General features: G+C 73.3%; 11 protein-coding genes. 6 read left to right on the top strand and 5 right to left on the bottom strand.

Annotated features, from left to right (window positions below; genetic code table 11):
- Window positions 1-109: 109 nt before the first annotated feature.
- Complete coding sequence (gene glgX / locus ACH4PY_RS23710; RefSeq protein ID WP_398186262.1) at window positions 110-2380, bottom strand: glycogen debranching protein GlgX; 2271 nt, start codon at window positions 2378-2380, stop codon at window positions 110-112.
- 172 nt (window positions 2381-2552) lie between these two features.
- Between glgX and ACH4PY_RS23705 the strand changes: the two genes are divergently transcribed.
- The 5 genes from ACH4PY_RS23705 to ACH4PY_RS23685 all read left to right on the top strand — a co-directional run bounded on the left by ACH4PY_RS23705 (window position 2553) and on the right by ACH4PY_RS23685 (window position 8457).
- A complete protein-coding gene (locus tag ACH4PY_RS23705; protein WP_398186259.1) occupies window positions 2553-3764 on the top strand; it encodes an Ig-like domain-containing protein in 1212 nt (403 codons plus the stop codon).
- 528 nt (window positions 3765-4292) lie between these two features.
- Entirely contained in the window at window positions 4293-5480 is a 1188-nt protein-coding gene (locus ACH4PY_RS23700; protein ID WP_398186500.1) for an Ig-like domain-containing protein, read from the top strand.
- Window positions 5481-5517: 37 nt separating this feature from the next.
- Complete coding sequence (locus tag ACH4PY_RS23695) at window positions 5518-6285, top strand: enoyl-CoA hydratase/isomerase family protein (RefSeq protein WP_398186257.1); 768 nt, start codon at window positions 5518-5520, stop codon at window positions 6283-6285.
- Window positions 6286-6574: 289 nt separating this feature from the next.
- Window positions 6575-7084, top strand: a complete 510-nt coding sequence (locus ACH4PY_RS23690; RefSeq protein ID WP_398186254.1) for an ATP-binding protein — start codon at window positions 6575-6577, stop codon at window positions 7082-7084.
- Between the two features lie 413 nt (window positions 7085-7497).
- Window positions 7498-8457 carry an alpha/beta fold hydrolase gene (locus ACH4PY_RS23685; protein WP_398186251.1) on the top strand — a complete coding sequence of 320 codons (960 nt, stop codon included), beginning with the start codon at window positions 7498-7500 and terminating at the stop codon, window positions 8455-8457.
- A gap of 39 nt (window positions 8458-8496) precedes the next feature.
- Here ACH4PY_RS23685 and ACH4PY_RS23680 read toward each other — a convergent pair whose 3' ends face one another.
- From ACH4PY_RS23680 to ACH4PY_RS23665, 4 genes are all read right to left on the bottom strand, one after another.
- Window positions 8497-9024 carry a hypothetical protein gene (locus ACH4PY_RS23680; protein ID WP_398186249.1) on the bottom strand — a complete coding sequence of 176 codons (528 nt, stop codon included), beginning with the start codon at window positions 9022-9024 and terminating at the stop codon, window positions 8497-8499.
- The gene (locus tag ACH4PY_RS23675) at window positions 9021-9605 is read right to left on the bottom strand and encodes an RNA polymerase sigma factor (RefSeq protein ID WP_398186246.1); all 585 of its coding nucleotides are present in this window, start codon (window positions 9603-9605) and stop codon (window positions 9021-9023) included. The genes ACH4PY_RS23680 and ACH4PY_RS23675 overlap by 4 nt, the downstream gene beginning before the upstream one ends.
- Before the next feature lie 170 nt (window positions 9606-9775).
- Complete coding sequence (locus ACH4PY_RS23670; protein ID WP_398186497.1) at window positions 9776-12163, bottom strand: endonuclease/exonuclease/phosphatase family protein; 2388 nt, start codon at window positions 12161-12163, stop codon at window positions 9776-9778.
- A 390-nt stretch (window positions 12164-12553) separates the two neighbouring features.
- Entirely contained in the window at window positions 12554-13228 is a 675-nt protein-coding gene (locus ACH4PY_RS23665) for a TetR/AcrR family transcriptional regulator (protein ID WP_398186243.1), read from the bottom strand.
- Window positions 13229-13380: 152 nt separating this feature from the next.
- Here ACH4PY_RS23665 and ACH4PY_RS23660 point away from each other — a divergent pair, with 152 nt between their 5' ends.
- On the top strand, window positions 13381-14805 hold the full coding sequence (locus ACH4PY_RS23660) for an MFS transporter (RefSeq protein ID WP_398186240.1): 1425 nt from the start codon (window positions 13381-13383) through the stop codon (window positions 14803-14805).
- Window positions 14806-15172: the final 367 nt, after the last annotated feature.

The raw sequence follows: 15172 nt of genomic DNA, 5'->3' as shown, positions 1-15172 counted from the left end.
AACCGGCCGCGTACCCCCTGCGCCCCCAACTCGCCGCCGGCAGAGCGGCATTATGGCAGAGCGGCCCGGCGAGCACGGACAAACACCCCACCTCCGGCGGCCCGCGCGCTCATCCCCGCGTCCGCACCGCGCGGTACAGCCGTACCGAGCGCGGGCCGATGCCCACGGCGGTGCCCGCCGGGGTCGGCGGGGCGGCGGGCGGGGCGGACTGCGCTTCCAGGGCGGTGTCGAGGAGGAGGTCGTAGGTGGTGGCCCAGGGCGGGCCGGGGAGGGTGAAGGAGCAGGCGAGGTGCCCGGCGTGGACGACGAGCAGGAAGCTGTCGTCCCGGACGGGGGCACCGCGCGGGTCGCGGTGCGGGATGTCCGCGCCGGACAGGTACATCCCGAGGGTGGCGGAGTGCGCGAACCACTCCTCGTCGGTGAGTTCGCCGCCGTGCGCGCCGAACCACGCGACGTCCCGCAGCCCTTCGGGGGCCTGTGCCAGGCCGGAGAAGAAGCCGCCGCTGCGCAGCACCGGGTGGGCGCGGCGCAGCGCGATCAGCCGGGCGGCGAAGTCGCGCAGCGCGGCCCAGCCGGGGTCGTCGAGCAGCGACCAGTCGACCCAGCTGGTCTCGTTGTCCTGGCAGTAGGCGTTGTTGTTGCCGCCCTGCGTGCGGCCCATCTCGTCGCCCGCGACCAGCATCGGCACGCCGGTGGACAGCAGCAGCGTGGCGAGCAGGTTGCGTATCTGCCGCCGCCGCAGCGCGAGCACGTCCGGGTCGCCGGTCGGGCCCTCGGCGCCGCAGTTCCAGGAGCGGTTGTCGGGGGAGCCGTCCCGGCCGTCCTCGCCGTTGGCCTCGTTGTGCTTGTCCTGGTAGCTGACGAGGTCGCGCAGCGTGAAACCGTCGTGCGCGGTCACGAAGTTGACGGAGGCGTACGGGCGGCGGCCGCCCCAGTCGTAGAGGTCGCTGGAGCCGGACAGCCGGTAGCCGAGGTCGCGTACGTCGGCGGTCGCGCCGCGCCAGAAGTCCCGGACGGTGTCGCGGTAGCGGTCGTTCCACTCCGTCCACAGCGGCGGGAAGGCGCCGACCTGGTAGCCGCCCGAGCCGACGTCCCAGGGCTCGGCGATGAGTTTGACCCGGCGCAGCACCGGGTCCTGGGCGATGACGGCGAGGAACGGGGAGAGCATGTCGACGTCGTGCATGGAGCGGGCCAGCGCCGCCGCCAGGTCGAAGCGGAAGCCGTCGACGCCCATCTCCGTCACCCAGTAGCGCAGCGAGTCGGTGATCAGGCGCAGCACGTGCGGCTGCATCACGGCGAGGGTGTTGCCGCAGCCGGTGTAGTCGGCGTAGCCGCGCGGGTCGGGGCCGAGCCGGTAGTAGCCGCGGTTGTCGATGCCGCGCAGGGACAGCGTCGGGCCGCCCTGGCCGCCCTCGGCGGTGTGGTTGTAGACGACGTCGAGGATGACCTCGATCCCGGCGGCGTGCAGCGCCCGCACCATCGCCTTGAACTCCCCGACCTGCGCGCCGCCCGAGCCGCCGGCGCTGTAGGCGGCGTGCGGGGCGAAGTAGCCGATCGAGTTGTAGCCCCAGTAGTTGGAGAGGCCGCGGCCCTCCAGGTGCTCCTCGTGCGCGAACTGGTGGACGGGCAGCAGCTCGACGGCCGTCACGCCCAGCGAGGTGAGGTGCGCGAGGGCCGCGGGGTGCGCCAGCCCGGCGTAGGTGCCGCGCAGTTCGGGCGGCACCCCGGGGTGGCGGCGGGTGAAGCCGCGGACGTGCAGCTCGTAGATGACGGTGTCCGACCACGGGGTCTTGGGGCGGTGGTCGTCCTCCGAGGAGTCGGCCTGCGCCCAGTCGTCCACCACCACGCCCTTGGGCACGAAGGGCGCCGAGTCGCGGTCGTCGCGCACGGTGTCGGCGGCGCCCGGCTCGGGCCAGTCGCGTACGTGCCCGTACACCTCGGGGACGAGGCGGAAGCCGCCGTCCACCGCGCGGGCGTACGGGTCGAGCAGCAGCTTCGCCGGATTCCAGCGGGCCCCCGTCCACGGGTCCCAGCGGCCGCCGACGCGGAAGCCGTAGCGCTGCCCGGGGAGCACGCCGGGCACGAAGCCGTGCCACACCTCGTGCGTCAGCTCGGCCAGCGGGACGCGGGTCTCGGTGCCGTCGGCGGCGAACAGGCACACCTCGACGGATTCCGCGCCGCCCGCCCACAGGGCGAAGTTGGTGCCCTGCCGCCCGTCGGGCCCGGTGTGGAAGCGGGCGCCCAGCGGCTCGGGCGATCCGGGCCACACCTCGGCCGCCGGAGTCGCGGCGGCGGGGGCGGCCGGCCCACTGCCACGGGGTGCGGGCAGCGGGAGGCCGGGCGCCCAACCGGGCACCCCGGATTCGCGTGTCTCCGACACGTACGTCCTCCCGCGGCTCGGGCACGGCGGTGGCCGCGCCGGGCGTCCCGTGCCCGGTGGCCTGCCGTGTCCCTGCCCTGTTCCTTCCCCTCGCGGGGCCCGGTCTCACCACCTGGTCGGCCACCGCCCCGGGCGGTGCGTTTCCCGGACGGCGGTGCGTCGTTGACGGTGCGTGAGAGAAGCGGTGCGGCGCGCGGTGCGCGCGGGTGCGGGGGTGCTACTGGGTGCGGTGCTCGCCGCGGGGTGCGCGGTGGGTGGGGGCGGCGGTCCGGACGGGAAGGGCGGCGGGGCGGACGGTGCCGGGGCGCCCGTGTCGCGGGCGGTCATCAGCGTCGAGCCCGGGGACGGTGCCAGGGACGTCGCCGCGCGGGGCGCGCTGGCGGTGCGCGTCGCGCACGGCAGGCTCACCGAGGTCACGGTGCGGGCGGCGGACGGCACGCCGGTGCCGGGGCGGCTCGCGGCGGACCGGCGCGGCTGGCGCCCGGACGGCACGCTCGCGCTGGCCACGCAGTACACCGTCGACGCGCTCGCGCAGGACGGGCAGGGCCGGGAGGCCGCCAAGCACACCGACTTCACCACGCTGGTGCCGCAGCACACCGTGATCGGCTTCTTCAGCCCGGAGGAGGGCAGCACGGTCGGCGACGCCATGATCGTCTCGCTGACGTTCAGCCGCCCGGTCGCCGACCGGGCCGCGGTCGAGCGCGCGGTGACCGTCACCGCGCAGCCCGCCGTGCGGGTCGTCGGCCACTGGTTCGGCGACCAGCGCCTCGACCTGCGCCCCGCCGGGTACTGGGCGCCGGGCTCGCACGTCACGCTGCATCTGCGGCTGCGGGACGTGGCGGCGGCACCCGGCGTCTACGGCACGCAGTCCAAGGACGTGCACTTCACGATCGGCCGCGACCAGCGCACCACGGTGGACGCGGCCACCCACACCATGACCGTGCGGCGGGACGGCCGGGTCGTGCGCAGCCTGGACGTCTCCACCGGGGCGCCGGGGCACACCACGTACAACGGGGTCATGGTGATCGCGCAGAAGTTCGCGGTCACCCGGATGGACAGCCGCACGGTCGGCTTCGGCGGCGAGTACGACATCCCCGACGTCCCGCACGCGATGCGGCTCACCCGGTCGGGCACCTTCGTGCACGGCAACTACTGGTCCGCGCCCGATGTCTTCGGCCGCACCAACGTCAGTCACGGGTGCATCGGGCTGTTCGACACCAAGGGCGGCGGCTCCGACACCCCGGCGGGCTGGTTCTACGACCATTCGCTCGTGGGCGACCCGATCCGGGTGGTGAATTCCCATGACGGAACGGTCGCGCCGGACAACGGAATGAGCGGCTGGAATCTCGACTGGCGGCAATGGGTGGCCGGTTCGGCACTCTGAGTACGCGAGGCAATGCTGCAGGTCATGTCCCTGTGGCAGATGCCCGCGCGCGCAATTCCGGTGAAGAGCCTGTGAATTGTTGCGGCAATGCTGTGAACTCACCCCTACGGGAACCGAATCGCTCTCCCGTGCGTCCGTCTTCACGACCGCCTCCGGTAACCGCACGCGCGTGCGGGTCCGGTTCGCGCGGCGGATACGCCTGCACGACAGCAAGGAGTGAGTTCGATGTCCTGCGCCAACCCGGACTGCCGGAAGATGGGATGCAGCACCGATCCGAGGCCGCGGCCGTCCCGCCCCGGCACCTCAGGCAAGTAACCCCTGCAGGGCCCGCCGCCCGCACCTGGCAGGACCCGCGGCGATCTGGGACGCAATGGTGACATTCCCGGGCCGCCCAGAAGCCTCGCGGTGTGGTTTTCTTGCGCCAGCCGGGGAGGTCCGGGGCCGAGGTGTGGGAAGCGGGCAAGGGGAGCGACGGACGTGAAGCCGATAGGCGTGGCGCCTGGGGTCAGAAGGACGATATCCGCGCTGATGGTGGGGGCGGCGCTGCTCGCCGCGGCCGCCTGCGGGGGCGGCGGGGGCGGTGACGACTCCGCGTCCGGCCCGTCCGGGCCCGCGTCCTCGGCGGCGGCCGGTGCCTCGCCGGACACCGCGCCCTCGACCGCCGTCGTCACGATCGCCCCGCAGGACGGCGCCGACAACGTCGCCACCACCGGTGAGCTGAAGGTCTCCGCGAGCGGCGGCAAGCTGTCCACCGTCGTCGTCAAGGACGACAAGGGCGCCGAGGTGCCCGGCGAGATCAGCGCGGACGGCCTGGGCTGGACGCCCACCGGGCATCTGGACACCTCGACGCAGTACACCGTGGACGCGACCGCCAAGGACGCCGCGGGCCGCGAGTCCGACAAGCACGCGACCTTCACCACGGTCACCCCCAAGGACACCTTCGTCGGCTACTTCACGCCCGAGGACGGCTCGACCGTCGGCGTCGGCATGGAGGTCTACCTCCACTTCAGCCGCCCGATCACGCACAAGAAGGCCGTCGAGCAGGGCGTGTCGGTCTCCGCCTCGCCCTCCGTCGAGACCGCCTCGCGCTGGTACGGCAACCAGGACCTCTACATCCGCCCGGCCGACTACTGGAAGCCCGGTACCAAGGTCACGCTGAACCTGGACCTCAAGGGTGTCGAGGGCGCCGCCGGGGTCTACGGCAAGCAGCAGAAGTCCGTGCACTTCACGATCGGCCGCCGCCAGGTGAGCGTCGTGGACGCGTCCAAGCACACGATGACCGTCTACCGCGACAACAAGGTGGTCCGGACGATCCCGATCTCCTCCGGCGCTCCCGAGCACACCACGTACAACGGCAAGATGGTGATCTCCGAGAAGTACGTCACCACCCGGATGAACGGCGACACCGTCGGATTCGGCGGGGAGTACGACATCAAGGACGTGCCGCACGCGATGCGGCTCACCACCTCGGGCACCTTCATCCACGGCAACTACTGGGCCGCGAACTCGGTCTTCGGGCACAGCAACACCAGCCACGGCTGCGTCGGCCTGCACGACGTGCGCGGCGCGCACGACCCGGACACCCCGGCGGCGTGGTTCTACAACAGCTCGATCATCGGCGACGTCGTCGAGGTCGTGCACTCCAAGGACAAGACCGTGCAGTGGTACAACGGCCTGAACGGCTGGAACATGCCGTGGGAGCAGTGGAAGGCCTGATGCCGCCCGGCCGGGTGGGCGCCGTAGTCTCGCCGTCATGACTGTGACCTTCGAAGTCGACGACGGCGTCGGCACCGTGACGCTCGCCCGGCCGCCCATGAACGCGCTCGACAGTGCCGTGCAGGACCGCCTCGCGGAGATCGCCCGCGAGGCGTCCGCCCGGCCGGACGTACGGGCGCTGGTGCTGTGGGGCGGCGAGAAGGTCTTCGCGGCGGGCGCCGACATCAAGGAGATGCAGGACATGTCCTACGAGGACATGGCGCTGCGCTCCGGCCCGCTCCAGGAGGCCTTCACCGCGATCGCCCGCATCCCCAAGCCGGTGGTGGCCGCGGTGACCGGCTACGCGCTGGGCGGCGGCTGCGAGCTGGCGCTGTGCGCGGACGTGCGGATCGCCGCGCAGGACGCGACGTTCGGGCAGCCGGAGATCCTGCTGGGCCTCATCCCGGGCGCCGGCGGCACCCAGCGGCTCGCCCGGCTCGTCGGCCCCTCCCGTGCCAAGGACCTGATCTTCACCGGGCGCATGGTGGGCGCGGCCGAGGCGCTCGCGATCGGCCTGGTCGACAAGGTGGTGCCGGCCGCCGAGGTGTACGAGGCCGCGCACGCGTGGGCGGCGCGGCTGGCGCGCGGTCCGGCGCTGGCGCTGCGGGCGGCCAAGCAGGCGGTGGACGCGGGTCTGGAGACCGACCTGGACAGCGGCCTGGCGCTGGAACGCGCGCTGTTCACGGGCCTGTTCGCGACCCAGGACCGGGAGACCGGGATGCGCAGCTTCGTGGAGCAGGGACCGGGGAAAGCACAATTCCGCTGAGGCGTTACCCGGTTGAGGTCTGTACGACTCTCGTACAGGCACTCGAACATCGGTAGCCCGCCGGTGGCGGCCTTTCCTTAAGACAGGCTTATGCCAACCTTAAGAATTTTTGTGCCGCCACCGATCACCGGGAAGGTTGGGTTCGGCAACACCGCAGGTCGAATGGGTCGATTCCAGGGAATTCATGCCGCTGGAATATGCCGAAACACACGGGTGGAATGCCGTCCTCCCCCGGGGCAATTCCCCGGGATGGCACGCGGGAGGGCAAGCGGGCGGCCATCATGAAGGCATGGCGGGCAGGGGTGGATCCGAGCGGCCGCAGCGGGTGGAATCCGGTCCCGCGGCGGGCCCCTTACCCGTACTCGCGGCCGGGGCCGAGGGTGCGGAGGCGAGCGCGCTGGATCTGCTGGGCGACCCCTCGCTGGCCGAGGTCCATCTGACCTCGCGGCCCGAGTCGGCGTCCACCGCGCGCCGGATGGCACTGGACGTGCTGCGCAAATGGGCCCTGCCGGCCTACGGCGAGACGGTCGAGCTGCTGGTGTCCGAGCTGGTCGGCAACGCGGTGCGGCACACCGGGGCGCGCAGCTTCGGCCTGCGGTTACGGCGGCGGCGCGGCTGGATCCGGGTCGAGGTGCGCGACCCCTCGCGCGCGCTGCCCTGCCTGCTGCCGGTGCGCGAGACGGACGTCAGTGGACGCGGCCTCTTCCTCGTCGATCACCTGTCCGACCGCTGGGGTGTGGACCTCCAGCCGCGCGGCAAGACCACCTGGTTCGAACTGCGGGTGCAGGACCGCGGCTGATCCCCCCGGTCACACGTGAAGAGGCCCTTCGCGTCGGGGTAACGACAGCTGGAAGGGCCTCTTCATGACCGCCGCGGAGCAGGGGGGTGTGGTCCACGGCGCTTGTGGAACGGCCGGGCTCGGGTCGATCGGCCGTTGAACCGACTCTCGCACGCGGCCCCGCACGCATGCAAACACCCATACGGTACAAGTTGTGCAATTCGGACAAAATACCGCTCACTGTGGGGGTGATGTGCGCCACCCGCCTTGCAAACCACGGAAAGTTCGCACTGCCGTCTTCCAATGTTCCGGTGCGAGCCCTCCGCGGAACCGCGGAGAACCGCGGGAACGTCCCGGCCGCCCGGCTCCTCCTGACAGGGCAGGAGAGAGGGCCGTACCGGCGAGACGGTGGTCCTCGTGACCGAGGAGTCGACATGACCAGCGACGTTTCCGCGACGGGCACCGCACGGCCGGACCTGCCCGATCCGGTGGAGCTGCCCGAGCTGCCCGAGGTGCCCGAACTGCGCGGGCTGCCCGAGGTGCCCGGCGTCCGGCACCGCTTCGTCACCGCGGGCAGCGTGCGCCTGCACGTCGCGGAGGCCGGGGCGGGGGAGCCCGTCGTCCTGCTGCACGGCTTCCCGCAGCACTGGTACGGCTGGCGGCGGATCATCCCGCCGCTCGCCGCCCACCACCGGCTGCTGTGCCTGGACCTGCGCGGCTTCGGCTGGTCCGACGCCCCCGCCCGCGGCTACGACACCGCCACCCGGGTCGCCGACGTCCTGGCCGCGATGGACGCCCTCGGGGTGCCGCGGGCCCGGCTGATCGCCCACGAGTTCGGGGCGTGGACGGGCTTCATGGCGTGCCTGACCGCGCCCGAGCGCTTCAGCCACTTCCTGGCGCTGAACATCGTCCACCCCTGGCCGCTGCACCGCCGCCTGCTGCCGCAGGCCTGGCGCTACTGGTACACCACGCCCCTGGAACTGCCCCTGTCCGGCCGCACCGTGCTGCGCCGCCTTCCCGCCTTCACCCGCTACCTGCTGCGCAAGGGCCTCGCCGACCCCGCCGCCCGGGAGTCCGCGGCGACCGAGGAGTTCGTCCGCTCCGCCGCCGAACCGGACCGGGCGCGGGCGGCCGAGGCGATGTTCCGGCAGTACGCGGTGCGCGACATCGGACGGCTGGTGCGCGGCACGTACCGGGGGCTGCGCCTGACCACGCCGACGGTCCTCCTGTCCGGCGACCGGGACTTCGCGCTGCCGCCGAGCGTGCAGACCGACCCCGGCGAGCGGGCCGACGACCTGCGGATCGAGATCGTGCCGGACTGCGGCCACTTCGTCCACGAGGAGCGGCCCGACGCGGTCGTGCGCGCCGCGCTGGAGCTGTTCGCCCGCGCCTGACGCCGTGCCGCCCGCCCGCGGACCCGGGCCCGCGGGCGGTCAGGCGCCGCGCCGGGCCTCGACACGGCGCCGGGCCCGCTCGATCATCTTCCGCCCGCGGTACGGCCCGAAGCCGCGGGCCGCGAGCAGCGACACCGGGAGCAGGGCGCGGTGCCGGGCGGCCCCCAGCACCGCGAACCGGGTGCCGTCGCCCTCGGGCACCGCGGCCATCCCGCCCACCACGCCCCGGCTCTGCATCAGGCACCAGCCGGGCCGCAGCACCACCTCGAAGTACGCGCGGTGCCCCAGCGGCCCGTACGCCCAGGCCCCGGCCCGCTTGCCGGCGCCGTCCGGGGCGCCCGCGGTGTCCGTGCCGTCCCCGCCGTCCGGGGCGTCGGACATGCGGAACGCGCGGATCGTCGGCACCAGTCGGGGCAGTTCGCCCGGCAGGTCCGAGGCCATCGACCACACCTCGGCGAAGGGCGCGTCCACGTGATCCTCGGCGTACACCGCGGCGCGCAGGACCGCCGCCATCACGCGCAGCCGCCGCACGGGGTCGAGGTCCGTCGCGGGCCATGTGCCGGTCATCGGGTCCATGCCTTCCGGAAGCTGGTGCGGGCCCGGTGCAGCCGGGACCTGACCGTACCGCGGGAGATGTTCAGCACCTCGCCGGCGGCCTTCTCGTCCAGGCCCTCCAGCTCGCGCAGCACCAGGATCGCCCGGTGCTCCGGGGTCATCCGGCGCAGGACGTCGTGGACGTCGCCGGAGAGTTCCGGGCCCGCCGTCGGCGGCAGGCCGTCGACGTGCTCGACGGGGGTCTCGCGCGCCGCGCGCCGGGCCACCCGTACCGCCTCGCGGACCGTGACCACGCGCACCCACCCGTACAGCGCGAGCGGGTCGTGGAGTCTGCCGATGCCGCGGAAGACGGCGATGAGCGCCTCCTGCACCGCGTCGGGCGCGTCCCCCCGCGCGATCGGCGCGCACAGCCGGGTGACGTACGGGGTCAGCAAGTCCAGCAGATCGCCCAGCGCCAGGGCGTCCCCGGTCTGGGCCGCCCGCACCAGCGGGACGGCCGTGACCCACGGCCCGTCACGGGGCTCCCGGGGTTCCTGGGGCTCGGGGGGCGGGTCCGGTGGCCGGGGCGGTGTCCCCTTGCGTACCGGTGGCATGCGCGCGTTCCTCTCCTGGGCGGGTCGTCCACCCCGTGAGGAGGAGGCCCGCGCCGCGGACGATCCCTGCGTGCCGACAATTGTCCGCGCGGATTGCGCTGGGCCCGCAAAGGGGGAGGGGGTGCGCGGGCCGGAGCCCGCGCACCCCCTCGTGCCAGCTTCGTCCCGTACTACGGGCGCAGCCGGATGACCTGCGGGTCGTGGTCGCTGGTCTGGTTCGCGAACTCGGAGTTGATGTGCACGACGTCGTAGTCGACGTGGCTGTCCAGGTTCGGCGAGACCAGGATGTGGTCCAGCACCTGCGAGTTGCCCTCGTAGACGTAGGAGTAGCGCTCCTTGACCGGGAGGGTGTTGACCAGGTCGGTGAGCACCGAGCCGTTGCCGGTCAGGCTCTGCACGGCGGGCGAGAACTGGTAGTCGTTCAGGTCGCCGAGGACGACGACGTCCGCCTTCTTGTCGGCGGTCTCCAGCTGCTGCACGAAGTCGTGCTCCAGGATCGCCTGCCGCACCCGCTGCACCTCGGAGCTGCGCACCGGGGGCTGGAAGCGCGAGTCGATGCCCTGGTCGCCGCCCTTGCTGTCGAAGTGGTTGGCGATGACGAAGAGCTTCTTGCCGCGGAAGGTGAACTGGCCCACCAGCGGCTTGCGGCTGGTGTTCCACGCCTGGTCGTTGGGGGCGATACGGCCCGGGGAAGCGGTCAGCGCGGTCGCGGAGCCGGTGCCGGTGACGCCGACCGCGGTGGTCGAGTCGCCGCCGGGGATGTCGGTGAAGCCGACGCGCTGCGGGTTGAACAGGAAGACCTGGCGGATGTTGCCGCCGGGCTGCCCGCCGTCCTTGTCGTTGACCGGGTCGATGCCGCGCCACTGGTAGCGCGGGCCGCCCGCCGCCACGATCGCGTCGGTGAGCTTGGTCAGCGTCTGGTCGGCGGCCACCGTGCCGTCGTCCGTCGCCCCGTTGTTGTCCTGGATCTCCTCCAGGGCGACGATGTCGGGCGAGCGCAGGTTGTGCACCAGGCCCTGGGCGAGCGCGTCGAACTTCGACTGCGGGTTGCCGGGCGCGAGGTTCTCCACGTTGTACGTGGCCACGGTCGCCTGGTCGGCGGCGGCCTTCGCGGTGACCTCGGGCGTGATGCCGCCGCTCTTGACCGTGCCCAGCTCGCGCGCCTGGACCGCGTACGTCCCGGCGAACTGGTTGTAGTCCAGTGGGCCCGACGTCGTGCCGCGCAGCGTGTCGCCGACGTTCGCGACCGGGAAGGGCGAGGTCGCCGTCGGCAGCAGCGACTGCACCATCAGGCGGCCGGAGTTGGGCTGGTCGTAGCCGGTGTAGAGGGTGCCGCCGCGCTTGGTCGGGTCCTGCTTGGGCTTGACGGTGACCCACAGCTCGGAGTACGGGTCGGTCGCACCGACCACACGGGTGTCCTTGATCTGGACGTTCATGCCCTCCAGCGACGCGTACAGGTCGAGCGCGTAGTCCGCCGGGCGCAGCGGGAGGTCCTCGATGCTGCCGCCGCCGGCGCTCGGCACGAAGGCGTCGGGCACGTGCTTGTCGTCCAGCACGACGGGCGCGGGCAGCGCGTTGCCGGAGGAGACCTTGGTGACGGTGGGCTTGGTGAGTTCGGTGACCGCCTGCACGCCGGTGTCGGCGCCGCCCGGGTAGTACTGGGAGACCGTGCCGGCCACCGTGACGGCGTCGCCGACCGTGACGGTGGGGCTGGAGCTGGTGAAGACGAAGATGCCCTCGCTGGTGCGCGGGTCGGCGTCGGGCTGCGGGTCCTGCATCCAGAAGCCGCGCGAGGAGCCGTAGTCGCGCACGCCGGTGACGATGCCGGTCACGCCGGTCACCGCCTTGCCGGCCAGCGGGCTGTTGCGGGTGTCGCCCTGGATGTCGTGGATCTTCGCCTCGACGCCGGTCGGCGGCGGGGTGGTCGGCGGAGTCGTCGGGGGCGTGGTGGGCGGGTTCGTCGGGCCGCCGGTGCCGCCGGAGTTCTGCGGGGTGGGGTCGCCCGCGGTGAAGTCCGCCGCGTTGTCGTCGGTGTCGGTCAGGCCAGCGCCGCGGGCGACCGAGGCGGAGTTGCTCGCGCCCGCCGCGGCGCCGCTGCCCTCGTGGACGACCGCGGTGCCGTAGCCGACCAGGTCCTTGACCCGCGGGTCGGCGGCGCAGTCGGCGGCCGTCAGGCAGCTCAGCGGGTCGGCGCCGGAGACCAGCGCGACCGTGCCGGTGGTGCCGGACATGTTGATGGCGCCGGTCACGTCCGGGGTGGGCAGCGCGCTGCTGCCGCCGGTGCCCGCCGCCTCCTGGACCAGCAGGTGGCCGCCGCCGGCCAGCGAGCCGGTCAGCGCGGTGGCCTGCCACTTGGAACTGGCGGTGGGCGCGCCGGGCAGGTACTGCACGCTGTAGCCGCTCAGGTCGACGGACGCGCCGCCGGCGTTGGCCAGCTCGATGAAGTCGTTGGTGAAGGTGGCGCCGGAGTTGCCGCCACCTCCGTAGACCTCGGAGATCAGCGCGTCGGCCGAGGGCGCGGCGAAGGCGGCGTGCACGCCGACCCCGGCCAGCACCATGGCGCCCGCTATGCCGATCGGCAGGAAGCGCTTGCGGAGGCCGGCGGGCAGCTGCCCCGCCGGGCGTGGTGACGTCTCGGTGGCCTCAGAGGGGTGCGACACCGGGGGGTATCTCCTTCATGCGGGGCGGTCGTTGGTGACGGCGCGTCACCACGGGGCGGTGCGCGCACGGTCGGGCCTCAAGATACGCGCGTAGACTCGCCGGGGAAGGGGTTTTCCGGTGAATTCTGGGTGCCGGCCGCCGCTCGTGCGGCTTACCGTCCGATACGTCCGGTCCGCGTACGTGACCGCGCGTCACGTACGCCCCACGCGCCCCGGGTACGGGCGGTCGGCGGACGGCTCCGGGGTGGCGCTGCGGTGTCGCGGGGTGACGGGACTCCGCGTGCCGGGCTAGCGGCCGGCGGCGGCTTCCGTGCGGGCGGCGTCGCGGATGCCGCTCATGATCATCTCGATGCCGCGGTCGAAGTAGATCCCGGTGTCGGCGCATTCGGCCAGCGGTTCGGCCGCGGCGACCACGTGCGGGTAGCGGCGCGGGGAGAGCGCGAGCAGCGTCGCGCGCTTGGCGCGCACCGCGTCGTCGGCCGCGTCCGGATCGGCGCCGGGCGGCGGTCCGGGGGCGACGATCGCCAGTGCGACGAGCGAGCCGAGTATGTGGCTCGCGGTCTCCGCGCAGTGCTCGACCGACATCCCGCCCTGCCCCATGAGGGCGAGCGACCGGTCGGTGATCTCCAGTCCGGCTTCCGTCGTGACCATGCCGCGGAAGGCGAGGACGGCGGCGTTGGGGTGCGGGCGCAGCGCCTCGGCGAAGGCGACCAGCACGTCGCGCAGTTGGTCGTACCAGGGCCGGTCGTCCGGCTCGGGCAGCACCGCGCCGGACAGCAGCCGGTCGGCGAGTGCGAGCAGCAGGCCGTCCTTGTCGGGGAAGTGCCGGTAGAGCGCCATGGGGGTGACGTCGTGCTGCTGGGCGACCCGGCGGATGGTGACCGCTTCGAGTCCCTCGGCGTCCGCGACGGCGAGGGCGGTGGTGACCAGGTCCTCTCGGTTCAAACGCTTCTGTGCGGCCATGTCCGCATCCGCACCCTTCACTCGCAGCTCCCCCCGCTCGGTCGACAGCGTACACACGGCCTGCGGAGTGTCGTTGTTTACAGCGTAAGCTCTGTGTGTATGGTTGTGCCGTAAGCATACGGTGTAAACATCCCTCATCCGAGGTAGCAACCATGCGACGCAGTCCCTGGGCCACCCTCGCAGTGCTGGCCCTCGCCCAGTTCATCGTGGTGCTCGACGTCACGATCGTGAACGTCGCCCTCCCGCACATCCAGACCGATCTCGGTTTCTCCCCCGACGGCCTGCAATGGGTCATCAGCGCCTACACCCTGGTCTTCGGCGGCTTCCTGCTGCTCGGCGGCCGCGCGGCCGACCTGCTCGGCCCCCGCCGGATCTTCGTCGCCGGTCTCGTCCTGTTCGGGGTGACCTCGCTGGCCGGCGGCCTGGCCGGCTCGCCCGGCCTGCTCGTCGCCGCCCGCAGCGTCCAGGGCCTCGGCGGCGCGCTCCTCTCGCCCGCCGCCCTCGGCATCCTGACGGTGACCTTCCCGCACGGCAAGGAACGCAACATCGCGATGGGCGTGTGGGGCGCGCTCGCCGGGCTGGGCGGCACCCTCGGCGTGGTCGCGGGCGGCTTCCTCGTCGACGCGCTGAGCTGGCGCTGGGTCTTCATCGTCAACGTCCCCCTGGTCGTCCTCCTGGTCGCCGTCACCCCGCTGTTCGTCCGGCCCATCCCGGCGCAGCGCACCAACCGCTCCTTCGACCTGCTGGGCGCGGTGCTCGCCACCGGCGGCCTGCTCGGCGTCGTCTACGGCGTGGTCCGCGCCGAACCGCTCGGCTGGTCCTCGGCCGAGGTCATCGGCTGCCTGGCCGGCGGGGCGGTGCTGCTCGCCGCCTTCCTCGCCGTCGAGACCCGCACCGCCGCCCCGCTGGTGCCGCTGCGGCTGCTGCGCTCGCGCAGCCTGAGCACCGCGGGCGGCACGATCGCGCTCAACGGCGCGGCCTTCCTGTCGATGTTCTTCCTGACCGCGATCTTCCTCCAGCAGGTGCGCGGCGACAGCGCGCTGCGCACCGGCGTGGAGTTCCTGCCGATGGGCGGCGCCGCCATCGCCTCCGCCGTCGTGGCCAGCCAGCTCGTCACCAAGTTCGGCACCCGCCCGGTGCAGACGGCCGGCAGCGTGTTCGGGGTCGGCGGCCTGCTGCTGCTCTCCCGGGCCGACGCCACCGGTTCCTACCTGGGCCAGATCATGCCCGGCACGGTGCTCTTCGGCCTCGGCTTCATCGCGGTGGCCGTGCCCTCGCAGATCGCCGCCGTCGCCGAGGTGCGGCACGACGACGCGGGCGCGGCCTCCGGCGTCTTCACCGCCTTCCAGCAGGTCGGCGGCGCCATCGGGCTCGCCGTCGTCACCACGCTGGCCAACTCCCGCACCGCACACGAACTGGCCACCGGCGCCTCGCAGTCCGCCGCGCTGGTGGCGGGCTTCCAGCGCGGCCTGCTGGTCGGGGCGGTCTTCGCGGCCGGCACCTTCGCCGTCTCGCTCGTCTCACCCCGCATCGAGCCGACCGCCGAACAGGTCGCCGGGGCGGCGGCAGCGGCGTAACACCCCGGCGTCCGCGGAGCGGGCGGCGGCCGGGCCCCTGACGGGGGAGTGCCCGGCCGCCGCCGCACGTGCGCGGGGCCGCCCCGGACAACGGCCGGAAAACTGCGGCCGACGCTGCCGGGGGAGAGTGCCGGGCGCCCGGCGCCGGAGGAGGGGGACGGCGCCGGGCACCCGGCGGGAGGGGTGGTCTGCGGGAGGCGGCGACGCCACCACATGCGCGGCGGGTCGCGCCGTACCGTTCGCCCGCGGGGGCATTCCTGACGGTATCGCCGCCGCCGCGGCCCGGAGCAACATCTGGCCACCCGGAGCGGCGCCGTCCGCCCGCCCGCCCCCTCCGGGACGCGCCGCGGCCCGGCTCCCGCGGACG

Origin of the sequence: Streptomyces sp. NPDC021224, assembly GCF_044332905.1 — a bacterium.
In the GTDB taxonomy this organism is placed as follows: domain Bacteria; phylum Actinomycetota; class Actinomycetes; order Streptomycetales; family Streptomycetaceae; genus Actinacidiphila.
This window is presented reverse-complemented; position numbering and strand designations above follow the sequence as displayed.